Annotated in this window: 22 protein-coding genes and 1 pseudogene; 17 read left to right on the top strand and 6 right to left on the bottom strand. The window is 71.3% G+C overall.

The features are described 5' to 3' along the window. The 3 genes from ACZ7P3_RS01110 (at nt 1) to ACZ7P3_RS01100 (ending at nt 3,793) form a co-directional block, all read left to right on the top strand. The gene (locus ACZ7P3_RS01110) at nt 1-2,547 is read left to right on the top strand and encodes a DUF4118 domain-containing protein (RefSeq protein ID WP_472078252.1); all 2,547 of its coding nucleotides are present in this window, start codon (nt 1-3) and stop codon (nt 2,545-2,547) included. Then, on the top strand, nt 2,544-2,864 hold the full coding sequence (locus tag ACZ7P3_RS01105) for a hypothetical protein (RefSeq protein WP_472078251.1): 321 nt from the start codon (nt 2,544-2,546) through the stop codon (nt 2,862-2,864). The genes ACZ7P3_RS01110 and ACZ7P3_RS01105 overlap by 4 nt, the downstream gene beginning before the upstream one ends. Before the next feature lie 203 nt (nt 2,865-3,067). Continuing rightward, on the top strand, nt 3,068-3,793 hold the full coding sequence (locus tag ACZ7P3_RS01100; RefSeq protein WP_472078250.1) for a hypothetical protein: 726 nt from the start codon (nt 3,068-3,070) through the stop codon (nt 3,791-3,793). A 192-nt stretch (nt 3,794-3,985) separates the two neighbouring features. Here ACZ7P3_RS01100 and ACZ7P3_RS01095 read toward each other — a convergent pair whose 3' ends face one another. Then, the gene (locus ACZ7P3_RS01095; protein WP_472078249.1) at nt 3,986-4,369 is read right to left on the bottom strand and encodes a BlaI/MecI/CopY family transcriptional regulator; all 384 of its coding nucleotides are present in this window, start codon (nt 4,367-4,369) and stop codon (nt 3,986-3,988) included. A 202-nt stretch (nt 4,370-4,571) separates the two neighbouring features. On the opposite strand from ACZ7P3_RS01095, the gene ACZ7P3_RS01090 reads away from it, so the two are divergent. Further along, the gene (locus ACZ7P3_RS01090) at nt 4,572-5,147 is read left to right on the top strand and encodes a TerD family protein (protein ID WP_472078248.1); all 576 of its coding nucleotides are present in this window, start codon (nt 4,572-4,574) and stop codon (nt 5,145-5,147) included. A gap of 150 nt (nt 5,148-5,297) precedes the next feature. Here the strand turns inward: ACZ7P3_RS01090 and ACZ7P3_RS01085 are convergent, their stop codons facing one another. Further along, nucleotides 5,298-5,564, bottom strand: coding sequence for a GlsB/YeaQ/YmgE family stress response membrane protein (locus ACZ7P3_RS01085; protein WP_472078247.1), 267 nt, complete (start codon nt 5,562-5,564; stop codon nt 5,298-5,300). Between the two features lie 244 nt (nt 5,565-5,808). Between ACZ7P3_RS01085 and ACZ7P3_RS01080 the strand changes: the two genes are divergently transcribed. From ACZ7P3_RS01080 to tatA, 5 genes are all read left to right on the top strand, one after another. After that, complete coding sequence (locus tag ACZ7P3_RS01080; RefSeq protein ID WP_472078246.1) at nt 5,809-7,008, top strand: TerD family protein; 1,200 nt, start codon at nt 5,809-5,811, stop codon at nt 7,006-7,008. A gap of 133 nt (nt 7,009-7,141) precedes the next feature. Next, on the top strand, nt 7,142-7,504 hold the full coding sequence (locus ACZ7P3_RS01075; RefSeq protein ID WP_472078245.1) for an ArsR/SmtB family transcription factor: 363 nt from the start codon (nt 7,142-7,144) through the stop codon (nt 7,502-7,504). Then, nucleotides 7,497-10,730, top strand: coding sequence for an HAD-IC family P-type ATPase (locus tag ACZ7P3_RS01070; protein WP_472078244.1), 3,234 nt, complete (start codon nt 7,497-7,499; stop codon nt 10,728-10,730). Before ACZ7P3_RS01075 ends, ACZ7P3_RS01070 begins: the two co-directional genes overlap by 8 nt. Nucleotides 10,731-11,311: 581 nt before the next feature. Next, nucleotides 11,312-13,024 (top strand): LCP family protein, encoded by a 1,713-nt coding sequence (locus tag ACZ7P3_RS01065; RefSeq protein ID WP_472078243.1) that lies wholly within the window; start codon nt 11,312-11,314, stop codon nt 13,022-13,024. 112 nt (nt 13,025-13,136) lie between these two features. After that, nucleotides 13,137-13,427, top strand: coding sequence for a Sec-independent protein translocase subunit TatA (gene tatA, locus ACZ7P3_RS01060; RefSeq protein ID WP_472078242.1), 291 nt, complete (start codon nt 13,137-13,139; stop codon nt 13,425-13,427). Between the two features lie 104 nt (nt 13,428-13,531). On the opposite strand, the gene ACZ7P3_RS01055 is transcribed toward tatA, so the two are convergent. Next, nucleotides 13,532-13,807: a hypothetical protein gene (locus tag ACZ7P3_RS01055; RefSeq protein WP_472078241.1), complete on the bottom strand. Its 276-nt coding sequence runs from the start codon at nt 13,805-13,807 to the stop codon at nt 13,532-13,534. 35 nt (nt 13,808-13,842) lie between these two features. On the opposite strand from ACZ7P3_RS01055, the gene ACZ7P3_RS01050 reads away from it, so the two are divergent. The 5 genes from ACZ7P3_RS01050 (at nt 13,843) to ACZ7P3_RS01030 (ending at nt 17,508) form a co-directional block, all read left to right on the top strand. Continuing rightward, nucleotides 13,843-14,136: a hypothetical protein gene (locus tag ACZ7P3_RS01050; RefSeq protein ID WP_472078240.1), complete on the top strand. Its 294-nt coding sequence runs from the start codon at nt 13,843-13,845 to the stop codon at nt 14,134-14,136. Beyond that, nucleotides 14,133-14,621, top strand: coding sequence for a sporulation protein (locus tag ACZ7P3_RS01045; RefSeq protein ID WP_472078239.1), 489 nt, complete (start codon nt 14,133-14,135; stop codon nt 14,619-14,621). The genes ACZ7P3_RS01050 and ACZ7P3_RS01045 overlap by 4 nt, the downstream gene beginning before the upstream one ends. A 506-nt stretch (nt 14,622-15,127) precedes the next feature. Continuing rightward, complete coding sequence (locus tag ACZ7P3_RS01040) at nt 15,128-15,805, top strand: HNH endonuclease family protein (RefSeq protein WP_472078238.1); 678 nt, start codon at nt 15,128-15,130, stop codon at nt 15,803-15,805. 55 nt (nt 15,806-15,860) lie between these two features. Then, nucleotides 15,861-16,445 (top strand): TetR/AcrR family transcriptional regulator, encoded by a 585-nt coding sequence (locus ACZ7P3_RS01035; RefSeq protein ID WP_472078237.1) that lies wholly within the window; start codon nt 15,861-15,863, stop codon nt 16,443-16,445. A gap of 82 nt (nt 16,446-16,527) precedes the next feature. Next, entirely contained in the window at nt 16,528-17,508 is a 981-nt protein-coding gene (locus ACZ7P3_RS01030; protein WP_472078236.1) for a zinc-binding dehydrogenase, read from the top strand. Nucleotides 17,509-17,661: 153 nt separating this feature from the next. Here ACZ7P3_RS01030 and ACZ7P3_RS01025 read toward each other — a convergent pair whose 3' ends face one another. The 3 genes from ACZ7P3_RS01025 to ACZ7P3_RS01015 form a co-directional block, all read right to left on the bottom strand. Further along, nucleotides 17,662-18,456 carry an FkbM family methyltransferase gene (locus ACZ7P3_RS01025; RefSeq protein WP_472078235.1) on the bottom strand — a complete coding sequence of 265 codons (795 nt, stop codon included), beginning with the start codon at nt 18,454-18,456 and terminating at the stop codon, nt 17,662-17,664. A gap of 962 nt (nt 18,457-19,418) precedes the next feature. Continuing rightward, a complete protein-coding gene (locus ACZ7P3_RS01020; RefSeq protein ID WP_472078234.1) occupies nt 19,419-20,525 on the bottom strand; it encodes a winged helix DNA-binding domain-containing protein in 1,107 nt (368 codons plus the stop codon). Nucleotides 20,526-20,615: 90 nt separating this feature from the next. Next, nucleotides 20,616-20,837 (bottom strand): hypothetical protein, encoded by a 222-nt coding sequence (locus tag ACZ7P3_RS01015; protein WP_290356877.1) that lies wholly within the window; start codon nt 20,835-20,837, stop codon nt 20,616-20,618. Between the two features lie 438 nt (nt 20,838-21,275). Here ACZ7P3_RS01015 and ACZ7P3_RS01010 point away from each other — a divergent pair, with 438 nt between their 5' ends. From ACZ7P3_RS01010 to ACZ7P3_RS01000, 3 genes and pseudogenes are all read left to right on the top strand, one after another. Further along, on the top strand, nt 21,276-21,509 hold the full coding sequence (locus ACZ7P3_RS01010; protein ID WP_472078233.1) for a hypothetical protein: 234 nt from the start codon (nt 21,276-21,278) through the stop codon (nt 21,507-21,509). Nucleotides 21,510-21,553: 44 nt separating this feature from the next. Beyond that, the gene (locus ACZ7P3_RS01005) at nt 21,554-21,778 is read left to right on the top strand and encodes a hypothetical protein (protein ID WP_472078232.1); all 225 of its coding nucleotides are present in this window, start codon (nt 21,554-21,556) and stop codon (nt 21,776-21,778) included. Between the two features lie 82 nt (nt 21,779-21,860). Beyond that, nucleotides 21,861-22,103, top strand: a pseudogene (locus ACZ7P3_RS01000) (DNA-binding protein); the annotation flags it as partial. Nucleotides 22,104-22,126 lie beyond the last annotated feature (23 nt).

The following is a 22,126-nucleotide window of genomic DNA, read 5'->3' as shown; positions in this document are numbered from 1 at the left end:
ATGACACGCGGCAAACTCCGCATCTACCTCGGTGCGGCCCCCGGCGTGGGCAAGACCTACGCGATGCTGTCCGAGGCACACCGCCGCATCGAGCGGGGGACCGACTGCGTGGTGGCGTTCGTGGAACACCACCGCCGGCCGCGCACCGAGGTCATGCTGCACGGACTGGAGCAGGTGCCGCGCAAGGAGATCGCCTACCGGGACGGCACCTTCACCGAGATGGACGTCGACGCGGTCCTCGCCCGCCGTCCGCAGGTGGCCCTCGTCGACGAGCTGGCGCACACCAACGTCCCCGGCTCCCGCAACACCAAGCGCTGGCAGGACGTCGAAGAGCTGCTCGCGGCCGGGATCGACGTCATCTCCGCCGTCAACATCCAGCACCTGGAGTCCCTCGGCGACGTCGTGGAATCCATCACCGGCGTCCGGCAGCAGGAGACCGTCCCCGACGAGGTCGTACGGCGGGCCGCCCAGATCGAGCTGGTCGACATGTCGCCCGAGGCACTGCGCCGCCGGATGGCGCACGGCAACATCTACAAGCCCGACAAGGTCGACGCGGCGCTCTCCAACTACTTCCGGCCCGGCAACCTCACCGCCCTGCGCGAGCTGGCGCTGCTGTGGGTGGCCGACCGGGTCGACTCCTATCTGCAGGAGTACCGCACCGAGCACCGGGTCTCCACGATCTGGGGCTCGCGCGAGCGGATCGTCGTCGGCCTGACCGGCGGCCCAGAGGGCCGCACCCTGATCCGGCGCGCGGCCCGGCTGGCCGAGAAGGGCGCCGGCGGCGAGGTCATGGCCGTCTACATAGCCCGCAGCGACGGCCTCACCGCCGCCTCCCCCAAGGAACTGGCCGTCCAGCGCACCCTCGTGGAGGACCTCGGCGGCACCTTCCACCACGTCGTGGGCGACGACATACCGGCCGCGCTGCTCGACTTCGCACGCGGCGTCAACGCCACCCAGATCGTCCTCGGCGTCTCCCGCCGCAAGGGCTGGCAGTACGTCTTCGGACCCGGCGTCGGCGCCACGGTGGCCGTGGAGTCCGGACCCGACCTCGACGTCCACCTCATCACCCACGACGAGGCGGGCAAGGGCCGGGGACTGCCCGTCGCCCGCGGCGCGCGCCTCGGCCGCTCCCGCATCATCTGCGGCTGGCTGGCCGGCATCGCCGGGCCGGCCCTGCTGACCTGGCTGCTGAGCAGCGTGGTGCCGGAGGTCGGGCTGGCCAACGACATGCTGCTCTTCCTGACGATGACGGTGGCGGCGGCACTGCTGGGCGGCCTCTTCCCGGCCCTGGCCTCGGCCCTGGTCGGATCCCTGCTGCTCAACTGGTACTTCACCCCGCCCGTGCACACCCTGACCATCGCCGATCCGGCGAACATCGTCGCCATCGCCATCTTCGTCGGGGTCGCCGTGTCGGTCGCGTCGGTGGTGGACCTGGCCGCCCGCCGCACCCACCAGGCGGCGCGGCTGCGCGCCGAGTCGGAGATCCTCTCCTTCCTCGCGGGCAGTGTGCTGCGCGGCGAGACCAGCCTGGAGGCACTGCTGGACCGGGTCCGCGAGACCTTCGGCATGGAGTCGGCGGCCCTGCTGGAACGCGCGGACGACGTGGCGCCCTGGACCTGCGCGGGCAGCGTGGGCCCGCGGCCCTGTGCCACGCCCGAGGACGCGGACGTCGACGTACCCGTCGGCGACCGGCTCTCCCTCGCCCTGTCCGGCCGGGTGCTGCCGGCCGAGGACCGCCGGGTGCTGGCCGCCTTCGCGGCCCAGGCGGCGGTGGTGCTGGACCGCCGGCGCCTGCGGCAGGAGGCGGACCGGGCCAAGGAACTGGCCGAGGGCAACCGCATCCGCACCGCCCTGCTCGCCGCCGTCAGCCACGACCTGCGCACCCCGCTGGCCGGCATCAAGGCGGCGGTCACCTCCCTGCGCTCGGACGACGTCGAATGGACCGAGGCCGACCGGGCGGAACTCCTGGCGGCCATCGAGGAGGGCGCCGACCGGCTCGACCATCTCGTCGGCAACCTGCTCGACATGTCCCGCCTGCAGACCGGCACGGTCACGCCGATCATCCGCGAGACCGACCTGGACGAGGTGATCCCGATGGCGCTCGGCGGCGTTCCCGAGGACAGCGTCGACCTGGACATCCCGGAGACCCTGCCCATGGTCGACGTCGACCGGGGCCTGCTGGAGCGGTCGGTCGCCAACGTCGTGGAGAACGCGGTCAAGTACAGCCCGGCCGGCGAGCGGGTCCTGGTGTCGGCCAGTGCCCTCGCCGACCGGGTGGAGGTGCGTGTGGTGGACCGCGGTCCCGGCGTGCCGGACGAGGCCAAGTGCCGGATCTTCGAACCCTTCCAGCGCTACGGCGACTCGCCTCGCGGCGCCGGGGTCGGCCTCGGCCTCGCGGTGGCCCGCGGCTTCGCCGAGGCCGTCGGCGGCACGCTGGACGCCGAGGACACACCGGGCGGCGGCCTCACCATGGTGCTCGTCCTGCCGAGGTCGGGGGCCGTCCGGGCGGGAGCGGATCCGGGGATGTCCGCGACGGCGACGAGGTGAGGGGCTGGGACGGCCACGAAGTGAGGGACAGGGACGGCGATGAGGTGAGGGGCAGTGACGGCCACGGGGTGAGGGACAGGGACGGCGATGAGGTGAGGGGCAGTGACGGCCACGGGGTGAGGGACAGGGACGGCCACGAGGTGAGCGGCAGCTACGGCCACGAGGCGAGCGGCGGCGGAGACGAGGTGAGCGGCAGCGACGGAGACGAGGTGAGGGGCTGGGACGGCGACGAGGTGAGGGGCAGCGGCGGAGACGTTGCGGGTCGGCAGCGTGGGACGGCGAAGACCGCCGGAACCTGCACAGGCCCGCAGGCCTGACCCGCGTCCTACGCGAGCTGTCCCGGGCGTGGAGCGGCCCGGCGGGGGCGCGGCAGGCCGCCCGGGCGCCCCGTGCCGTCAAACTGGAGGCGCCCGGTGCCGCCGGGCGGGTGGCCCCTGCGGTGCGAGTCTTTAAAAGTTGCGCAATTCAGGAACTATTAGAGACGCCAGTCATCGACCGCAGCTCAGTGCGGTTGTTCCGCATGCACCAAAGGCGCCGCGAGGCCTTCTTCATCGGGGGACACATGACGGATGCCGGGCCGTCGGCGACCGAGATCGGCGTGGTCTTCGAGCGCCTGCTCGATCAGGCTCTGGGCTCCCAGCAGGTGCTGGACGCCCTCGACCGCGCCGCGGGAGCGTTCAGCCGGGAACAGCTGCGGACCCGGGCCCTGCAGGCGCGTACGGCCATCACCGCGGCGGTCGCCGTCGAGTACCAGGCATACCTGCGGGCCCGGTCCGCGGTGACCGGACCGGGCGGCCCGGCGGAGGGCGCGCGTGAGGCGGCTTCGCCGTCGGCGGCGGCCGGGCGCGAGGTGGCCCCGGCGCGCGGCGCGGCTGGGCACGGGGTGGCCCCGGCGCGTGGCGCGGCAGGGCATGAGGTGGCCCCGGCGCGCGGCGCGGCAGGGCGTGAGGCGGCCTCGGCACGCGGTGCGACAGGGCGTGAGGCGGCCTCGGCACGCGGTGCGGCCGGGCTCCTGCCCCTGCTGGCCGCGGCCAGGCCGGTGGCCCGGCTGCTGCTGACGGCGAGGCGCAACCGCTGTGCCGGTGCGGGCGGTGCCCCGGCCGAGGCCGCGCGGGACGCGGCGCGGGCGCGCGAGGCGTGGGAACTGGCCCTGCTGGAACGGGGCGTCGTGCCCTTCCTGCTCGGCCGGCTGGAGGAAGTGCTCATGCGGCAGCGGGGAGACCGCGTCACACGGTGGTCCGGCTGAACGCGTGGGGCGGACCGGCCGGGTCTGCCTCCGGTCCGCCGTGAGTGGATCGGCCGGGTCTGCCTCCGGTCCGCCGTGAGTGGACCGGCCGGGTCTGCCTTCGGTCCGCCGTGAGTGGACCGGCCGGGTCTGCCTTCGGTCCGCCGTGGGCGGCAGGGCCGGCGGGAGGAGGACGAGGATCCCCGCGCGTGCTCAGTCCTCGCCGGCGGCCTGGTCCAGCAGTTCGCGCAGCACCTGTTCGTCGCCCTCGGGCAGGGCGGTGAGGAAACTGGCCAGCACCGCCCGGCGGTCCCGCTCGCCGTCCAGCACCTTCCGCATCTTCAGCGCGGCGAGCCCGGCCTCGTCCGCGGCCGGCGTCCACACGAACGACCGTCCCTCGCGCCTGCGCGTGACGGCACTCTTCGCCAGCAGGCGGGCCAGCACCGTCATCACGGTCGTGTACGCGAGGTCGGCGGCCAGGTGCTCCCGCACCCAGCCCGCGGTGACCGGGCGCCCGGCCTCGTGCAGCGCCGCGAGCACCCGGGTCTCCAGCGCGCCCTGTGCCCTGCGCCGACGGCGCGGATCCGGCTCCGCCACGCGGTGTCTCCCTTCCGCCTCACGCTCAACCCCTCACGCCGAAGGAGCGTCACATCGTACAAAGCGGGCAGCAGTGGCCGGTTCACGCTCCATGCCGTGGTGACGCCGCGTGCGCCCTGCCGCTTGTTTCTACAGTGTTGTAGATTCAAAACGGGGTCCAGGACAAGGGCCCGAACCGACCGTGTGCGTGGAGGGATGAACCATGGGTGTTTCCCTGTCCAAGGGTGGCAATGTCTCGCTGAGCAAGGAGGCGCCGGGACTGAGCGCGGTCGTGGTGGGCCTGGGCTGGGACGTGCGGACCACCACCGGCGCCGACTTCGACCTCGACGCCTCCGCCCTGCTGCTGAACGCTTCCGCCAAGGTCGTGTCCGACCAGCACTTCGTCTTCTACAACAACCTGACCAGCCCGGACGGTTCGGTCGAGCACACCGGTGACAACCTCACCGGTGAGGGCGAGGGCGACGACGAGAGCATCAAGGTGAACCTCGCCGCGGTGCCCGCCGAGGTGGACAAGATCGTCTTCCCGGTGTCGATCCACGACGCGGAGGCGCGCGGCCAGAGCTTCGGCCAGGTGCGCAACGCGTTCATCCGCGTCGTCGACCAGGCCGGCGGCGCCGAACTCGCCCGCTACGACCTGTCCGAGGACGCCTCGACCGAGACCGCCATGGTCTTCGGCGAGCTGTACCGCAACGGCGCCGAGTGGAAGTTCCGGGCGGTCGGCCAGGGCTACGCCTCCGGCCTGGCGGGCATCGCCGCCGACTTCGGCGTCAACGTCTGAGGAGCCCGCCAAGGGCCTGGACGTAAGGAGCCCGCCCAGGCCCGGACGTGGGGAAGGCGCCCAGGGCCTGCACTTGAGGAATGTGCCCTGGGGCCGGATGTGAGGAGGGCGCCCAGGGCCTGCACTTGGGGCAGGCGCCCTGGGGCCGGATCAGTCGCGGGAGTCGCCGAACAGGATCCGGTAGCCGATGAGCAGCACCAGGGCGCCGCCGATCGCCGCGCCCCAGGTGTAGAGGTCGAAGAAGTGCTTCTCCACGGGGCGGTCGAGGAAGCGGGCGGAGAGCCAGCCGCCGATGAAGGAGCCCGCGATGCCGATGAGGGTGGTGCCGATCAGCCCGCCCGGGTCGCGGCCGGGCAGCAGCATCTTGGCGATGGCTCCGGCGAGCAGGCCGAGGATGATCCAGCCAATGATGCCCACGGTGTCGTCCTTCGGTCGGGTCGGGATCCGCGCGCAGTCCGCCGGACGCCGACACTGGGATTGCCTGTTTGCGCAAGCCTAGAGAGGACGGCGAGCGCCGGGCGAGGCTCTCGTCCCTTCTGGTGATGTCCCGTCGAGGTTCTGTCACTTGCTCAAGACATTGCGCAACTGGGGAACTGGAACGGGTTAGGGTCGCGTTGATCACGATGGACGCGGGAAGCGGAAGCAGCTGCGGAGGCCGTGCATGAGTGTGTCCCTGACCAAGGGCGGCAATGTGTCGCTGAGCAAGCAGGCCCCCGGCCTGACCGAGGTGACGGTCGGGCTGGGCTGGCAGACGGACACCGGCTGCGACCTGGACGCCAGTGCCCTGCTGTGCGACCGGTCGGGGAAGGTCCTGTCCGACGGGCACTTCGTCTTCTTCAACAACCTGAGCAGCCCCGACGGGTCGGTGCGTCACTCCGGCCAGGACAGCCCGCCCGGCGACGACGACCAGCAGATCCACGCCGACCTCACCCGGGTCCCCGGCCACGTGGAGAAGATCGTCTTCCTGGTGTCCCTCTATGAGGGCGCGAGCCGCGGCCAGGGCTTCGGGCAGGTGCACCGCGCGCACATCCGCGTCCTCGACCGGGAGAGCGGCACCGAGCTGGCCCGCTACGACCTCGCGACCGGCGCCCTGTCGAGCGAGACCGCGGTGGTCTTCGGCGAGCTGTACCGGCAGGGCGCGGGATGGAAGTTCCGCGCGGTCGGCCAGGGCTACGCCTCGGGGCTGGCCGGCATCGCCACGGACTACGGCGTGGAGGTCCTGCGGGAGACGACGGCATCCGGCCCGGCCACGGTCACGTCGCCGAAGAAGAGCACCGGTGCCCCCGAGCCCGCCGTACCTCCTGCGCCCCCGGCAGCTCCGTCGCCCGCGCCCTCGGCCGTCGTACCTCCGCCGCCCCCGGTCGTCGTACCGCCCGCGCCCCCGGCCTTCGCCCCGTCCTCGCAACCCCTCGGGAGTTCCTCCGTGACCTGCTTCTTCGACCCCAACCACGGCCCCGGTGCGACGACCGTCACCTGGTCCCCGCAGTGGGGTGTCCCGCGCCCGGTCCAGGTGTGCGGCGGCTGCGCACAGCGGGTGCAGACCACGGTGCCGCCGTTCTACACCCCGCCCCAGCAGGGGTACCCGCAGCCGGTGCCGCAGGGCTATCCCCAGCAGGGCTATCCCCAGCCGGGCTACCCGCAGCAGGGCGGCTACGGGCAGCCGTACGCAGATCACTACGACCACCACGAGCACCACGAGCACCACGACCACTACGACCACCAGCAGCAGGGCGGCGGCCGTCGCTTCGGCACCGGCGCGCTCATCGGCGCCGGTGCGGCCGGCCTCATCGGCGGCGCGCTGCTGAACGAGGCGTTCGACGACGACGAACCGGACGTCGTCAACAACTACTACGAGGACTGACCCGATCCGAGGACCGGCCCGACCGGCGATCCCGGCAGCGCACGGCTGCCGGGGTACCGGCGCTTACCATGGGTGGGCGCATGTGCGTCGGCTGTGAACGCCGGCTGTGAACAGGGCGGGACGGGAGAGGGCTGTGACGGAGATCGCCGGTGGCTTCGAGGACCCGTCGGCCGAGGTGCTGGCGGCGGCTGCCGCCGCGTTCGGCCTGCTCGCCTCCTCCTCCCGGCTCCATCTGATGTGGGCTCTGTCGCAGGGCGAGAGCGATGTCACTCACCTCGCCGACCGGGTGGGCGGTGCGCTGCCCGCGGTCAGCCAGCACCTGGCCAAGCTGAAGCTCGCCGGGCTCGTCCGCTCCCGGCGGGAGGGCCGGCGCCAGGTCTACTACATCGACGATCCCGACGTGGTGATGCTGGTGCGGGTGATGGTGGTCCAGCTGACCGCGCGTTCGCAGCAGCCCCCCACCGCGGTACACCGGCTGCGCGGGATCGGTGGCTGAGAGCACCGCGCCCTCGGGACGGGACGCGCGGACGCCGGCTCCCGGCGCCGCTGCGGCGTCCGGCAGCGACCGGGATCCCGCCGTGCCACCCCCTCCGGGACCCTCCGCCCCGACCCTGCTCGAAGTCCTGCGCGAGCTGGAGAGCGGTCCGCGCGGACTGACGGAGGCACAGGCCGAGGAACGACTGTCCCGGTTCGGCGAGAACCTCCTCCCGGACCGGCGTGAGGCCTCCTGGCCCCGGCTGTTCCTGCGCAGCCTGCGCGACCCCTTCACCGCGGTCCTGCTCTGTCTCGGGCTGGTGTCCGCGGCCGTCTTCGCCTGGGGCACCGCCACGGTGATCCTCCTCCTGGTCGGGGTGAGCTGTGTGCTGCGGGCGACCGGAGAGCACCGGGCCGACCGGTCCACGGCCGCGCTGCGCGAGCTGGTCGCCACCACCGCCACGGTGCTGCGCCGCGCCGACGACACGGCCGCGCCGGTCTCCCGGGAACTGCCGGTGGGTGAACTGGTCCCGGGGGACGTGATCCGGCTCGGGCCCGGCGACCTGGTGCCGGCCGACGTACGACTGCTGCGGGCGAGCGGACTGGCCGTGCACCAGTCCGCATTGACGGGGGAGTCGGCTCCCGTCGACAAGACCGCCGCAGACCCCGTCGAGATCCCCGCAGACCCCCGCGAGATCCCCACAGACCTTCGCGAGACCGGCGCAGACACCGTCGAGACTGCCCCGGACGTCATCGAGCCGGCCGCACACGCCGTCGAAGTGGCCGTACACACCGCCGAGCCGGCCGCACACGCCGTCGAAGTGGCCGTACACACCGCCGAGGTGGCCGCACGCACCGCCGAGCCGGCCGCACACGCCGTCGAAGTGGCCGTACACACCGCCGAGGTGGCCGTAGACACTTTCGTGGCCGCCGCGGACACCACTTTCGTGCCCGCCGCAGATGCCATGGCAGAGGGCGCCGATGCCGGGCCCGCCACCCCCGGCACCCCCGGCACCCCCGCCACCCCCGCCACGTCCGGCAGTGCTGGCACCCCCGGCAGCACCGGCAGTGCCGGCAGCACCGGCTTCGGGCGTCCGCAGTGGTGCTTCCAGGGCAGCAGCGTCGCCTCCGGCAGCGCCACCGCGGTCGTCACCGCGACCGGCGCGCGGACCCGGTTCGCCGTCGCGCACGGCCGCGGCGGCGAGCGCCAGGACCCGAGCGCCTTCGACCGCTCGGTGCACGGCGTCTCCTGGATCCTGATCCGCTTCATGCTGCTGACCCCGCCGCTGGTGCTCATGGCCAACGCGGCGCTGCGCGGACGCGGTCTGGAGACGCTCCCGTTCGCCGTCGCGGTGGCCGTCGGGCTGACGCCCGAGATGCTGCCGGTCCTCGTCACCACCTGCCTGGCCCGCGGTGCCTCGCTGCTGGCCCGTACCCACGGGGTGATCGTCAAGCGGCTGCCCGCGCTGCACGACGCCGGCGCCGTCGACGTGCTGTGCGTGGACAAGACCGGCACCCTCACCCAGGACCGGCCGAGGGTGGACCGCGCCCTCGGTCCCGACGGCGCGGACGACCCCGAGGTCCTGCACTGGGCCGCCGTCAACGCATGGTGGACCCTGCAACTCGCCGACCTGCCGGTGCCCGACGCCCTCGACGAGGCGATCCTGGACACGTCCGACGAGGCCGGACCGATGGCGTACGACGGCGTGGCGGCCGTCCCCTTCGACCCGCTGCGCCGCCTCGCCACCGCCGTCGTCCGCACCCCCGAACGCCTCGGCGCGCACACCCTGGTCGTCAAGGGAGACGTCCAGGCCGTACTGGAACGCTGCGCGCTCACGGACGGCGAGCGCGCCCGCCTGCGGGGACTGGCCGCCCGCCTGGCCGACGACGGATTCCGCGTCCTGGCGGTCGCCACCGCCGAACGCCCCGCGCGGCTGCGCGACTACACCCCGGCCGACGAACGCGGCCTCGGCTTCCGCGGCCTGATCACCCTGCGGGACGCGCTCACGCCCACCGCCGCCGCCGCGCTGCACGTCCTCACCGGCCAGGGCGTCGCCGTCAAGATCCTCACCGGCGACCACCCGGGCACCGCCGCCCGTGCCTGCCGCGACCTCGGCATCCCCGTGGCGGCGGACGACGTGGTCAACGCCGATGCCATCGACTCCCTCGGCGACACCGAACTGGCCGAGCTGGTCCGCCGTACGACGGTCTTCGCCCGCTGCACCCCCGAACACAAGGCCCGGATCACCCGGGCCCTGCGCGGCGCCGGGCTGACGACGGGCTTCCTCGGGGACGGCGTCAACGACCTGCCCGCCCTGCGCGCCGCCGACGTCGGCATCGCTCCGCGGGACGCCGCCGACGTGGCCCGCGAGGGCGCCGACATGGTGCTCGCGGAGAAGGACCTCACCGCGATCGCGCACGCCATCGCCGCCGGCCGGCACGCGGGCGGCAACATCGCCACGTACCTGCGCATCACGCTGTCCTCCAACCTCGGCAACGTCATCGCGATGCTCTCCGCGGGCCTGTTGCTGCCCTTCCTGCCGATGCTCCCGGCGCAGGTCCTCACCCAGAACCTGTGCTTCGACGCGGCCCAGCTCGCCTTCGCCCACGACCGCCCCCATCCCTCCGTGCTGCGCCGGCCCACCCTGCTGCGCCCGCGCGACCTGCTGCGCTTCATCACCGCGTTCGGGGTGCTCAACGCCGTCGCCGACCTGGCCACCTTCGGCGTTCTCGCGCTCGCCCTGCACGGGCCCGGGACCGGGGACGACGAGGCCGTGTTCCACTCCGGCTGGTTCACCGAGAACCTGCTCACCCAGGCCCTGGTGATGGTCCTGCTGCGCGTCGGCCGGCTCCGGTACGCGCAACGCCGTCCGGGCGGGGGCACCTCCATCGCGGCGGGCCGCCGCCCCGGCCCGGTCGCCTGGGCGGCGATCAGCCTGGCCGTGATCGGCCTGGCGCTCCCGCCGTCACCGCTCGGCCCGGCACTCGGCCTGACCGCCCTCCCCGTCCTGTACTACGTCCTGCTCACCGTGGTCCTGGCCCTGTACGCGGCAGGCCTCGTGGCGGCCAGGACGGCTTACGAACGACGCTGCGCGGCAAAGGGAACGGCGTGCGCGGGGGAGGAGCGCAGGGGCAAGGAGCGCGTCGCGGTGAAGGGACGGACGGGGGAGGAGCGCGTCGCGGTGAAGGAGCGCATGGGGGAGGAGGGCACGCCGGGCATGCGCGGTGCCGCCTCACACAACCCTTAGCCGTCCTGCTGTAGAAGGGGGCTGGCCGAGGGCGGGGGTGCAGAGAGGGCAGGACATGTCCGATTCCGGGGCACGAAGGCGCTGGCGCTGGCTTCCCGTACTGGTCTTCGCCGTGGCGGTGTACGTCATCGTGCGCGCGGCCGACACCCCGCAGGGCGACGAACAGCCTCCGGCCAGGGCATCCGCCTCCCCCACGACAGCAGCGACAGCAGCGACAGCAGCGCCCGCGGCGACCGCGGCGACCCCGGTCCCTGGCTCGTCCACCCGCCCGTCCACCCGCTCGTCCGTCCGGTCGCACTCCCCTTCGCCGCCTTCCCTGCGGCCTTCCTCACAGCTTTCCCCGCGGCCTTCGGCTCCGTCCCCCGGCCCTTCGCCGGCCCCCGGCTCACCGGTTTCATGAGATGCCTCACCTGTGAATCGCGTATGGATCCGTACTGCTCGGGCAGCGGGTTTGTTAGATTGCGCAACTACGCAACCCGGGCGGAGCCCTGCTTCGCCACCCCCGTACACCGCCGTGCATGCCCGGCCGTACCTGACGGCCCCGCCTGCCGAGCCCGACCGTTCATGCATGGGAGTGGGAGATGAGCGACCCGTGGGACGGTCCGGCCGGCCAGGCCACGCGCAGCCGCACCCCCAAGGTGCCCGGACAGCGCACGGCCGGAGCCGACGGAGCGCGTCCTCCGGGCGGCCGGGCCGCGGCCCGGGCGGCCTCCCGCTCGCGCGGCGGCACACGGTCGAGGCGGCGCGCCCGGCCGGTGCGGCGCGGCAGGCGGGCACTGAAGATCATCGGGATCTGTCTCTCGGTCCTCGTCGTGGTCACGGCCGGTGCCGGCTGGTGGTTCTACCAGCACCTGAACGGCAACATCCAGAGCGTCTCGCTCGACGGCAAGGGCGGCACGGAGAAGGCCGACGCGTTCGGCCGCACACCGATCAACATCCTGGTGATGGGTTCGGACGGCCGTACCAGCAAGACGGACTGCAAGCTCGGCGGCGGCTGTTCGAAGACCGGGGTGCAGACCGGCAGCAACGCGGACGTGGAGATGGTGGTGCACATATCCGCCGACCGCTCCAACGCGACCGTGATGAGCATTCCCCGTGACACCATGGCCCGCGTCCCCGCCTGCCGGGACAGCGCGAACGGCCAGTCCACGCCCGGCTACTACGGGCAGATCAACAGCGCGCTCCAGTACGGCCCGGCCTGCCAGGTGGCCACCGTCCACCAGCTCACCGGCATCCCCATCGACCACTTCGTCAAGCTGGACTTCTCCGGCGTGGTCAAGATGTCCGACGCGGTCGGCGGTGTGTCCGTGTGCGTCAGCGACAACGTCTACGACACCTACTCGCACCTGAAGCTGTCCAAGGGCGCCCACACCCTCAAGGGCGTCGCGGCCCTGGAGTTCGTGCGCTCCCGGCACGGTTTCGGCGACGGCAGCGACCTGGGCCGCACCGTCTCCCAGCACATCTTCCTGAGCGCGATGATCCGCAAGTTCAAGAGCGCGGGCACGCTCACCGACCCCAGCGCGGTCTACGATCTCGCGGACGCGGCCACCAAGGCGCTGACCGTGGACGACGGTCTGGGCACCGTGAAGAAGCTGATCTCGCTCGCGGACGACGTGAACAAGGTCCCCACGAAGCGGATGACCTTCACGACGATGCAGACGGCCCCCGATCCGGGCGACAACGACCGTGTGGTGGTCGGCCCGGGCGCCAAGACCCTCTTCTCCACCATCGCCGACGACCAGTCGCTGACCACCGGTTCGGGCAAGAAGTCCGCGGCGGCCTCGGCGAACGCGAAGGCGACGGCCACCGCGTCGGCCGTACCCGCGTCCCGGATCGCCGTGACGGTGGAGAACGGCACCGAGATCACCGGCCGCGCCTCCGATGTCGCCACCGCACTGACCGACAAGGGCTTCAGTCCGGACACGACCACCGCCAACGCCCCGAGCCCCGCGGCCGCCACCACCCTCACCTACGGCACCGGCCGGAAGGCGGAGGCGCAGACGGCGGCCAAGGCGCTCGGCCTGTCCGCCTCGCATCTGAAGCAGGGCACCGGAACGGGCCTGACCCTGGTGATCGGCAGCGACTGGCCGAGCGGCACCGGCTACCCGGGCGGCGGGACGGCCGCACCCGCCGACGCCAAGGCCGCGGTCTCCAACGCCCATGCCCAGACCGCCGACCAGGCGAAGACCTGCGCCAAGGTCAGCCCGTACAAGACGGTCACCCTCAACGGCGTCTCCATGACGCCGGCCCAGGCGTACGCGGCAGCGCGCGGCAAGCCCGACTCGGACGACTGAGACGGCGACCGGCCCACCCCAGGGTTGTACAGTTGCGCAAAATAGCAATCGTGGCGGCAGGTGCGGCACGTCTGGCCCGCACCGTCGTCGGCGTGGAGAAGGGGTGGGCGGGATGCTCCGCAACGGACTGGAACCCTGGCACCTGCTGGTCGTGGCAGTCGTGATCATCGTCTTGTTCGGGTCCAAGAAGCTGCCGGATGCCGCCCGCGGACTGGGCAAGTCGATGCGCATCCTCAAGAGCGAGGCGAAGGCGATGAAGGAGGACGGCGCGGCCGCGCCCTCCACCACGCCGACCGGGAACGCGTCCGAGGAGCCCGCGCCGCGGGTCGTCCAGGCGTCCCCCGGGGAGCCCGTGACGGCGACCGCCCACCCGACGGCCACCGAGGACCACCGAACCCACTGAGCTGTTCCCACCGCTCCGATCCGGTCCACCGCTCTGAGTCGGCCCTACCGCTCCGGGCCGGTTCCAGCGCACTGGGCCGGTTCCACCGTACTGAGCAAGGGCCGTCAGGGGCTGGCGACGTCGAAGCCGTACCGCAGCGGCTCACCGGTCACGGTGTAGTCGCGGCGGTAGAGGTGGACCGCGTCCGCGCGCACACCGGGCGGCGCGCCCTCGACCTGGCAGGGGTACGTCACCTGGATCACGCGAGGCCGCCCGGAGACCTTCATCCGCACTCCGTCCGCGGGCCCTCCGTCGAGCACCGCGGCCTCCCAGCCGGCCACCTCGGTCACGTCGGTCACGTCGGTCACGTCGGTCACGTCGGTCACCTCGGTCGTCTCCACGGCGACAGTTTAAATGTTGCGCAAGTCTCCGGTATGTGAGCCGGACCACGAGCACGCCCTGCGCACGCTGGGCGGCGACAGCCCCACCCCCACCCCCGCCGCTCCGAGTCGGGTCTCAGCCGGCGTTCAGACATGTCAAGGGCGGGGCACGCGACACGCCCGTCGAAGGCGTCTACCTGCGCTTCAAGGTCCGCAGCACGCAGTACGACGGCGAGGAGCGCGACGACCAGTTCGAGAGCACTTCGGCCACTCCCTCCGGCTTCACCCTGCACAAGGGTGCGGAGGAACGGCTCACCTTCTCCGTCCGGCTGCCCTGGAGACGCCGGTGAGCGAACTCGGAGGCCGGGCCCTGGGAGTCGTGCTCTCGGTGAAGACCAGACTCCGCCGCGACTGGAACGACGACGGAAGCGAGGTCGACAACGACCTCCTGCACATCTCGGCCCTGCCGCTGCACGAGGCCGTCCTGGACGCGTTCGCGGAAGAGGGGTACTACTGCGACTCCGCACGCGTCGTCCACGGCTACATCCCGGACACGGAACAGAATACGGAACAGAATCACGGCTTCTACGAGTCATTCGTCCTCACGGACCGTGCATCCGCTCCTGGACGCCCGGAACAACTGGAGGTCGTCTTCCAGACGAACGTGGTCGGAGCCCTGATCCACGTGCGGCGGGCGGCACTTGATGTGCGCTCCTGGACCAAGAAGCTCCCCACCCGCCGTCTCACCGCTGCCCACCACGAGGTCGGCCAGGCCGACTGGCGCCCCCGGGTACGCAAGGCACTGGAGGAACTCGTGCTGCTGGACGACCGTTAGGGGACTACGGCCGCGCGCTCGCGCGGCCCTGCCCGGGACGACGGCGTGCGGTACGGAAGCCCCCGACGCACGCCTCGGTCCGTGAGCCTCGCCGGTCGAACGGGCGACGATCACCACGGCTGCCCACGGAGGGCCGGAGAGGTCGTCCAGGCCCCACCGCGTCGCTCCCGATCACGTCAGGCGGCGCTGGTGGCTACCGCAGCGATTCGGACTCTCCCGCCACCGACCCCGGCTGCTGACCCCTCCGCCGTCACGGTCTGACGGACACCACACACGAGCACCGCCCCCACGGCCCGCTCCCAGCCTCGCCATCCCCCCACTGAGCATGTCGTTCGGCGGGACTCGATCGCCGACGCGCCCGTGCCCGCGTCGGCTGTCCGGCGATGCCCACCCTGTGGCGGATCGGGGCACCGGTGTTTCCGGTCCGGTGAACTGAGACATCCATATGGCTCATTCATTCGAGTTGAACCCCTCGAACGAGGTACCCACGGTCAACTCTGCTTGACGTGATCAAGAACCTCAGGTGTGCCGCCCTTGCGGCCGTGCTCCTCATCGCGCCTCTCGCGGTACCCACTCCAGCCCAAGCACAGGATCGTTCCGCCCCGGTATTCACCGTCCCGATCGCGGCGGCGGTTCACGCACTCCCGCTCGCCGCCGAGGTGCGCGACGGCTACCAGCGCACGAGCTTCAAGCACTGGAACGCGGGCAAGATCCCGGCCGACGGCTGCAACACCCGAGCAGAGGTGCTCCTCGCCGAGGCCGTCGACCCTCCTCAGGTCCTCCCGGGCTGCAAGCTGTCCGGCGGGCGTTGGTGGTCGTACTACGACTCCAAGTGGATCACCTCGGCCGGCGCCCTGGACGTCGACCACATGGTGCCGCTGGCCGAGGCCTGGGACTCCGGGGCGTCGCAGTGGACGGCGGAGCGGCGCGAGGCCTACGCCAATGATCTCGACGTCCCGACCTCCCTGGTCGCCGTCTCGGCAGCCGCGAACCGCAGCAAGGCCGACCAGGACCCGGCCGAATGGCTGCCCCCGACCGTCGAAGTCACCTGTCGGTACGTCTCGGAATGGGTCGCGACCAAACTCCGTTGGGGACTCACCGGCGACGCCGTCGAGCTCGAAGCACTCGACCAGCTCGCGGAGGCCTGCCCCGGTACGACCGTGACGTACCAGCCTGCTCCGTAGAGCTGCGGCCCGGCCCGAGCTTGTTCTTGAATGGTCGCTCATGTATCTTCGTGCCATGCCCAGACCCCGAGAGTTCGAGCCCGAAGCCGTGGTGGACCAGGCCATGCTGCGCTTCTGGTGGCGGGGCTATCGGGCCACGTCCATCGAGGATCTCGTCAAGGCGACAGGGGTGAAGCCCGGCAGCCTCTACAGCGCGTTCCCCGGAGGCAAGCACACCCTGTTCCTGAAGTCCCTGGAGCGGTACTCCAAGCTGATCGTTCCCCAGAAGCTGGGCGAGCTCGCGGCGCCCGGTGCCTCACTGGCCGCGCTCCGCGGGTACTTCGACGGCCTGGTGCACGACCTGCTCAGCCCGGAAGGCCGGCAGGGATGCCTGCTGGTGAACACGGCGATCGAGAACGCCGCCGAGGACGACGAGGCCGCCGCCGTCGTCCGCGGACATCTCGCTCGCCTCGAGCAGTGCATGACCACGGCCCTGCGCAACGCCCGCGACACGGGACGGGTGCGCGCCTCGGTGGACCCGGCCGGCAGTGCCAAGGTGCTGGTCGCGACCTGCCAGGGGCTGATGGTCGTGGGGAAGGCGAACCCCGACGCGACGGTGCTGCGCGCCATCGTCGACAACGCCTTCGTCGTCCTCGTCTGACGCTCGACCCTCTGGGGCCACCGCATGCGGTGGCTCTTTTTTCGGACCAATAGTTGAATCAGTATTCAAGAATGGATCCACCATGAAGGCCATCGTCATCTCCACCTATGGCGCTCCCGAGGTCCTGCACCTCACCGACCTGCCCGACCCCGTGCCCGCACAGGGAGAGGTGCTGATCCGGGTCAAGGCATTCGGCCTCAACCACGCCGAGGCATACATGCGCGCGGGTGCCTGGGGCGAGGTCGCGGCCGTCCCCGGCATCGAGTGCGCCGGCGTGGTCGAGGCCGACCCCTCGGGCCGGCTCGCCCCCGGCACCCCGGTCGTGGCGATCCTCGGCGGCATGGGCCGCACCCGCAATGGCAGCTACGCCGAGCTGGTCACGGTACCGGCCACCAACGTGGCTGCGGTGAACTCCTCACTGGGATGGGCCGAGCTGGCGGCCGTTCCCGAGGTCTACGCAACCGCGTGGTACGGACTGTTCGGCAACCTGGACCTGCGGCCCGGCGAGCGGGTCCTGGTGCGCGGGGCGACCTCCTCCCTCGGCCAGGCCGCCGTCAACCTCGCCGTCGACCACGGCGCGAAGGTGCTCGCGACCACCCGGAACCCCGCGCACGCGCCGCTCCTGAAGGAACTCGGCGCCGAGGACGTCCTCATCGACGACGGCCACCTGGCCGCGCAGGTCGACAAGGACACGACCCTGATCGACGCGGTGTTCGATCTCGTCGGCAACAACGTCCTGCGCGACTCCCTGGCCACGGTGCGTATCCGTGGACGCGTCTGCCAACTCGGCTTCCTCGGGGGCTTCGAGCCGGTGCGCGACTTCGATCCCATCGCCGATCTGCCCACCGGCGTACGGCTCAGCTTCTTCGGCAGCGCGTTCGTCCTGGGCAGCCCCGAATTCCCGCTCGCCGACGTTCCCCTGGACACGATCTACAGCAAGGTCGAGGCAGGGACCTTCCCGGCAAGGCCGGCACGGGTTTTCCGTTTCGACGAGATCGTCGAAGCCCACTGGGTCATGGAAGCGGGCAGCGCGCTGGGCAAGATGGCCGTCACCGTCGGCTGAGACCTCGCCCGGCCCCACCACGGCCGGCGGGCGGCATGACGCCGGAACCGGGCTGGCCCGCCCGCGGCTTGAAACCGCAGACGAGACGGCGGAGCCCCGCCACGGCTTCGGGTCCCGGGCGGCCCGGCTGGGTCCCGGCGAGGTCGCGCGCGGTCAGGGCCTGACCGCGAACACCATGCCGATGTCGCCGGCCTGCTGCACCGGGTCCTGCTCGGTGCTGACCGTGAAGCCGTGCGTGAGGAAGACCTCGCAGACCGTGTCGCGGTTCTGCTCCCAGCGCTCCACCTCGACGACGGCCTGGCGGACCAGCGGCCAATGCCGTTCCTCGATGCCCCTGAGCACATCGAGTTCGGCGCCTTCCACATCGACCTTGAGCAGGTCGATGTGGTCGATGCCCTGCTCGTCGAGCGCTGATGACAGGGGCCTGACCTTCACCCGGTGCGTCTCGAGCCGCCGCATCACCCGCAGCTTGCGGCTGACGAGAAGAGTGAGGATGGGAGCGGGTACGCGGCGCAGGGCCGGTCCCAGGCCGCCCCGGCGGATCATTTCGACGACGCTGGCGGTGACCCGCCGCCGCTCGGCCTCGATGTTCCCCTGATCGCGCGACGAGGACGAGAAGATCGTGGCGGCCGGGATGTAGCTGAAATCCAGCTCGTCGGCACGGGACGCCAGGCCGTAGGGGAGCGCGGTCAGACGTCCGTTGAAGAACTCACGGGCGTTGCGGTCGAGTGTCGCGTGCAGTGGCGGCACCGGCTCAAAGGCGTAGATCCGCACGTCCCCGTCCAGCCGCTCATAGACGGCCGCCGAGAACACACCGATGTTGGCCCCCACGTCGAGCACCGTCGCGCCCGGCGTGCACTCGACGCCGTGGGCGAAGTAGCCGCCCACCTCCTCGCGCAGGAAGGACGCCTCCCAACGATTGATACTGTGCAGTTCAATCGCACTCATGGCCATGACAAGCTGATTTACCAGGCTCGGAGCCAACAATCCAGCCCACAGGCTTCACTTCGCCCCGCCCCTGATCCACAGGGTGTGACACCACCCCCTTCGCGCGGCAGCGACATGTGCCCCGGTGAGGGAGGCCACTGACCGGCGACCTCAGCCGTACCAGCCCGTCACCGGCTGCCCCTGTCCGCCGGCGTCGATGTCAACATGGCTGCCGTCGACGACAGCTTTAGGAGTCCGAGTGGATGCGGTGTTCCGGCCAGGCGCGATGTTCGTCTGCACCGGGACGCGGAAGCCATGGACGTGATCTTTACCCAGAGGCGCGAGGCGACCGCCCGCGAGGCGTGATCAGAACTTTTTGGCCCCCTATGCGGCCCCCTGAGAACGACAGAGGGCACATACGGAGATCCGTATGTGCCCTCTGCCCAGCGTCGGGGTGGCGGGATTTGAACCCACGACCTCTTCGTCCCGAATTAGGCTCTGGAAGATCGCCGAGCTGCGGCTCGTGGCAAATATGCAGGTCAGAGGGTTGGGGTGCGTCGGTCTACGTTGGTGCTCCGGGCCCTCGATCTCAAGATCATCTCCAGGATTTCTCCATGGACGTTGTGAATGAGTTCTTCAGATGGCCCGTGAGCGGTTGAGTTGGCCCGGCTGAGCGTCGTAGTCGGCCTGTGCGTGTTCAATCGTGGGTAAGTGCGTGTTTCTGATCCATCGCACCAGTTATGCGACATCCCGCGGGTTCGTCCTGGCTTTCATCTCCCGTTGCCGCAGGTCAGCCCGGCAGGCGGGAGCGATGGATCCGCATAGATCATGATGGACCTTCGGGATTCCTGAAGAACCATCATGATCCCTTCATAGACGCACAGGCCGAGGGCGACGGGGTGCCTGGTAAGGCCCCATGCCGAGGAACCGAGGGGCACGGCGAACTCGCGGGATGTTGCACACGCCGTGCGCATGGCCGGGCATCAGGCGAAGCGGACTTCGCGCGAGGCGGCGGAGGCCGTGGCGAACGCGAGCAGCCGGCCGCCCTCCTCGGTGAGCGCGGCGCGGTCCCCGGCACGCAGGGTACCGAAGGGCTCCAGGACGAGGACGGCGGCACCGCGCGTCTGCTCGACGCGCCACACGCCCGCCACGAACCCGTCCACCAGGAACGTCGACCTGATCAGCCCGTTCCGCGTGAAGACGAGCTTGCGCTGCTCCTCGGTGAGGATGCGGGCGCGGTCGGCGTGGGAGAGCAGGATGTTGTCGAACTCCGGCAGGAAGCGCACCGGGGCGGGGGTGTCCGCGTCGGGGCGGGGGGCCTCCGGCAGGTCGAGCAGTTCGCGGCCGTTCTCGTCGCGGAAGACCGCCAGCCGCGGCCGGAGCCGGTTCACCGCGTCGGCGAGCCGGGTCATGCCGGACCAGACCTGGATGTCCTTGACCGTGGCCGGCCCGAAGGCCGCCAGGTAGCGCTCGACCATCAGGTCCGGTGCCGCCAGCCCGGCGACGGGCCGGCCGAGCCACGCCTCGGCGCTGGTGTGCACGGCCTGCCCGCTCTCGCCCCACAGCCCGCGCGGCGGCACCTGCACGAGCGGTACCAGGTTGCGCACGGCGTTGGCGAGGGCGAAGGGGTCCCGGTCCGGCCACCGCTCGGCGAGCAGGGTGCCCAGGCCGCCCAGCGTGAGCGGCTCCCGCTCGACCAGCTCGCGGCCCAGCTCGGCCACCTTCTCGACGTCGAGCCCTTCGAGCTTGCGCCCGAAGGCGCCCTTCAGCCCCTGCCGCAGGGCGCCCTGCAGGACGGGGCGCAGTGCGACGCAGTCGTCCGCCGTGACCAGGTGGATCGTGCCGCGCATCAGACCCACCCGGACCACCTCGCGGTTCCTGACGAGGGAGGCCAGGTCCTCGATGCGGAAGCCGGCGAGCCGCGTCCACAGGCCGATGTAGGGCGGGTTCGGCGCCTGTGCCTGCATGCCCACCAGGTGCGCGACCGCCCGCCCCGCTGGCATCGCGGACCGCTCCAGCAGCAACTGCCGGGCCAGTAGGCTCCGGTTGAGAGCCCGATGGTCCAGCACCTTCACGTCTCCTGTCACCACGACGGGATTCCCTTCCTCGTGTCCACTCACGAAAACACGGTGGCTGCCTCGGACCGCGCCCGGGACGCCACCGCCGTACTGCGATGCCGCTCAGCTCATGCGCACCAGCATCGTGCTGCTGTACGTGCGGTCGAGCAGGGCGGCGCACGCCGCCGGGAGCTGACCGGTGCCGCCCTCGACGACCGTGTGCAGGAACACGTTGCGTCCCTCCCGCAGCCACGGGCCGAACCGCGCGTTCCACTCCTCGATCTGGTCCGGGGTGTGCAGCGTGGCGAAGCCGCGCAGCATCAGGTCCTTGGTGATAGCCGACATCAGCGGCATCCGCGGGCTGCCGTCATCGTCCCCGCCGTGTGCAACATCCCGCGAGTTCGCCGTGCCCCTCGGTTCCTCGGCATGGGGCCTTACCAGGCACCCCGTCGCCCTCGGCCTGTGCGTCTATGAAGGGATCATGATGGTTCTTCAGGAATCCCGAAGGTCCATCATGATCTATGCGGATCCATCGCTCCCGCCTGCCGGGCTGACCTGCGGCAACGGGAGATGAAAGCCAGGACGAACCCGCGGGATGTCGCATAACTGGTGCGATGGATCAGAAACACGCACTTACCCACGATTGAACACGCACAGGCCGACTACGACGCTCCGCCGGGCCAACTCAACCGCTCACGGGCCATCTGAAGAACTCATTCACAGTTGAGTGCCGCCTTGCCTCAATGGTGGTCTCGAAAATCGAACACATGCTTGAATTTGGCCATGCGATCGTTTCCCGCCGACCTCGCCCGGGCGCAGCAGGAGTGGAGCGTCACCTACCGGCAGCTCGCCGAGCGGCCCGGCCGTACCGAGCTGCGCTGGCGCCTGTACCGGCTGTCGGCTCAGCTGTTCTTCCATCCCTACTGGCCGCAACGGCGCCCAAGCCCCGCCGCGTGGCAGGACCTGCGTGAGCTGGGCCGGTCAGACCGGGACGTGAGTGAGCGGCGTCAGCAATGACGCGCTGGAATGCGAGGCCGCATGTCCCGGATGATCCTGAAGGCATGTCCGGTCCGATTCGCGTGATCGTGCATCCGCCGTCGCCCACGGGTGGCCGGCGCGTGCGCGTGGACGGCGAGATCCTCGGGCTGGCCCACAATGTGGCCGACGTCGCCGAGTTTCTTCGGCGAGCCGGGCTGGAGGTCGACCCTGAGGAGGTGGCGGGGGCACCGTGGATCGACTGGCGGGGTGTGGGACCGGAACGCTGGGGCGGGGAAACGAGCAGTTGATCGCCCCGCTGTCTCCGTCGACGGAGCTCACCTTGCTCGCCACGGTTCCACGTGATGACACCTTTCCCGTCGGGTATAGCCCCGCCGACGCCTCATCCCGTTCACCCGCGTGGGTCGCGCCTACCGTTTCACCGGCGAGCACCTCGCAGAGATCATTCGCATGCACGAGGCCCGCCCTGCCCTCCCGCAGCGGCCGGCGGCAACTGCCCCTGCCCGCAAGCCGCCTGTCCCTCAGCCCTCGTCGCCGTCTGCTGTGCCCATGGCTCGCCTGCGCGCCCGGCCTCCACGCCGAGGCCGCCAGGGCCAGTTCGGGACCGCTGCCTAGGACGACGACGAAGGAGGGGAGGG

This window comes from Streptomyces sp. NPDC107581, assembly GCF_055657175.1.
The sequence above is the reverse complement of the archived record's forward strand: the minus strand, read 5'-3'. Positions and strand labels throughout refer to the sequence as shown.

Coding starts and splice junctions, on each gene's coding strand:
- ACZ7P3_RS01110 (WP_472078252.1), top strand. CDS start 1: ATGACACGCGGCAAACTCCGCATCTACCTCGGTGCGGCCCCCGGCGTG.
- ACZ7P3_RS01100 (WP_472078250.1), top strand. CDS start 3,068: ATGCACCAAAGGCGCCGCGAGGCCTTCTTCATCGGGGGACACATGACG.
- ACZ7P3_RS01090 (WP_472078248.1), top strand. CDS start 4,572: ATGGGTGTTTCCCTGTCCAAGGGTGGCAATGTCTCGCTGAGCAAGGAG.
- ACZ7P3_RS01080 (WP_472078246.1), top strand. CDS start 5,809: ATGAGTGTGTCCCTGACCAAGGGCGGCAATGTGTCGCTGAGCAAGCAG.
- ACZ7P3_RS01065 (WP_472078243.1), top strand. CDS start 11,312: ATGAGCGACCCGTGGGACGGTCCGGCCGGCCAGGCCACGCGCAGCCGC.
- tatA (WP_472078242.1), top strand. CDS start 13,137: ATGCTCCGCAACGGACTGGAACCCTGGCACCTGCTGGTCGTGGCAGTC.
- ACZ7P3_RS01035 (WP_472078237.1), top strand. CDS start 15,861: ATGCCCAGACCCCGAGAGTTCGAGCCCGAAGCCGTGGTGGACCAGGCC.
- ACZ7P3_RS01030 (WP_472078236.1), top strand. CDS start 16,528: ATGAAGGCCATCGTCATCTCCACCTATGGCGCTCCCGAGGTCCTGCAC.
- ACZ7P3_RS01025 (WP_472078235.1), bottom strand. CDS start 18,456: ATGAGTGCGATTGAACTGCACAGTATCAATCGTTGGGAGGCGTCCTTC.
- ACZ7P3_RS01015 (WP_290356877.1), bottom strand. CDS start 20,837: ATGTCGGCTATCACCAAGGACCTGATGCTGCGCGGCTTCGCCACGCTG.
- ACZ7P3_RS01010 (WP_472078233.1), top strand. CDS start 21,276: ATGCGATCGTTTCCCGCCGACCTCGCCCGGGCGCAGCAGGAGTGGAGC.
- ACZ7P3_RS01005 (WP_472078232.1), top strand. CDS start 21,554: ATGTCCGGTCCGATTCGCGTGATCGTGCATCCGCCGTCGCCCACGGGT.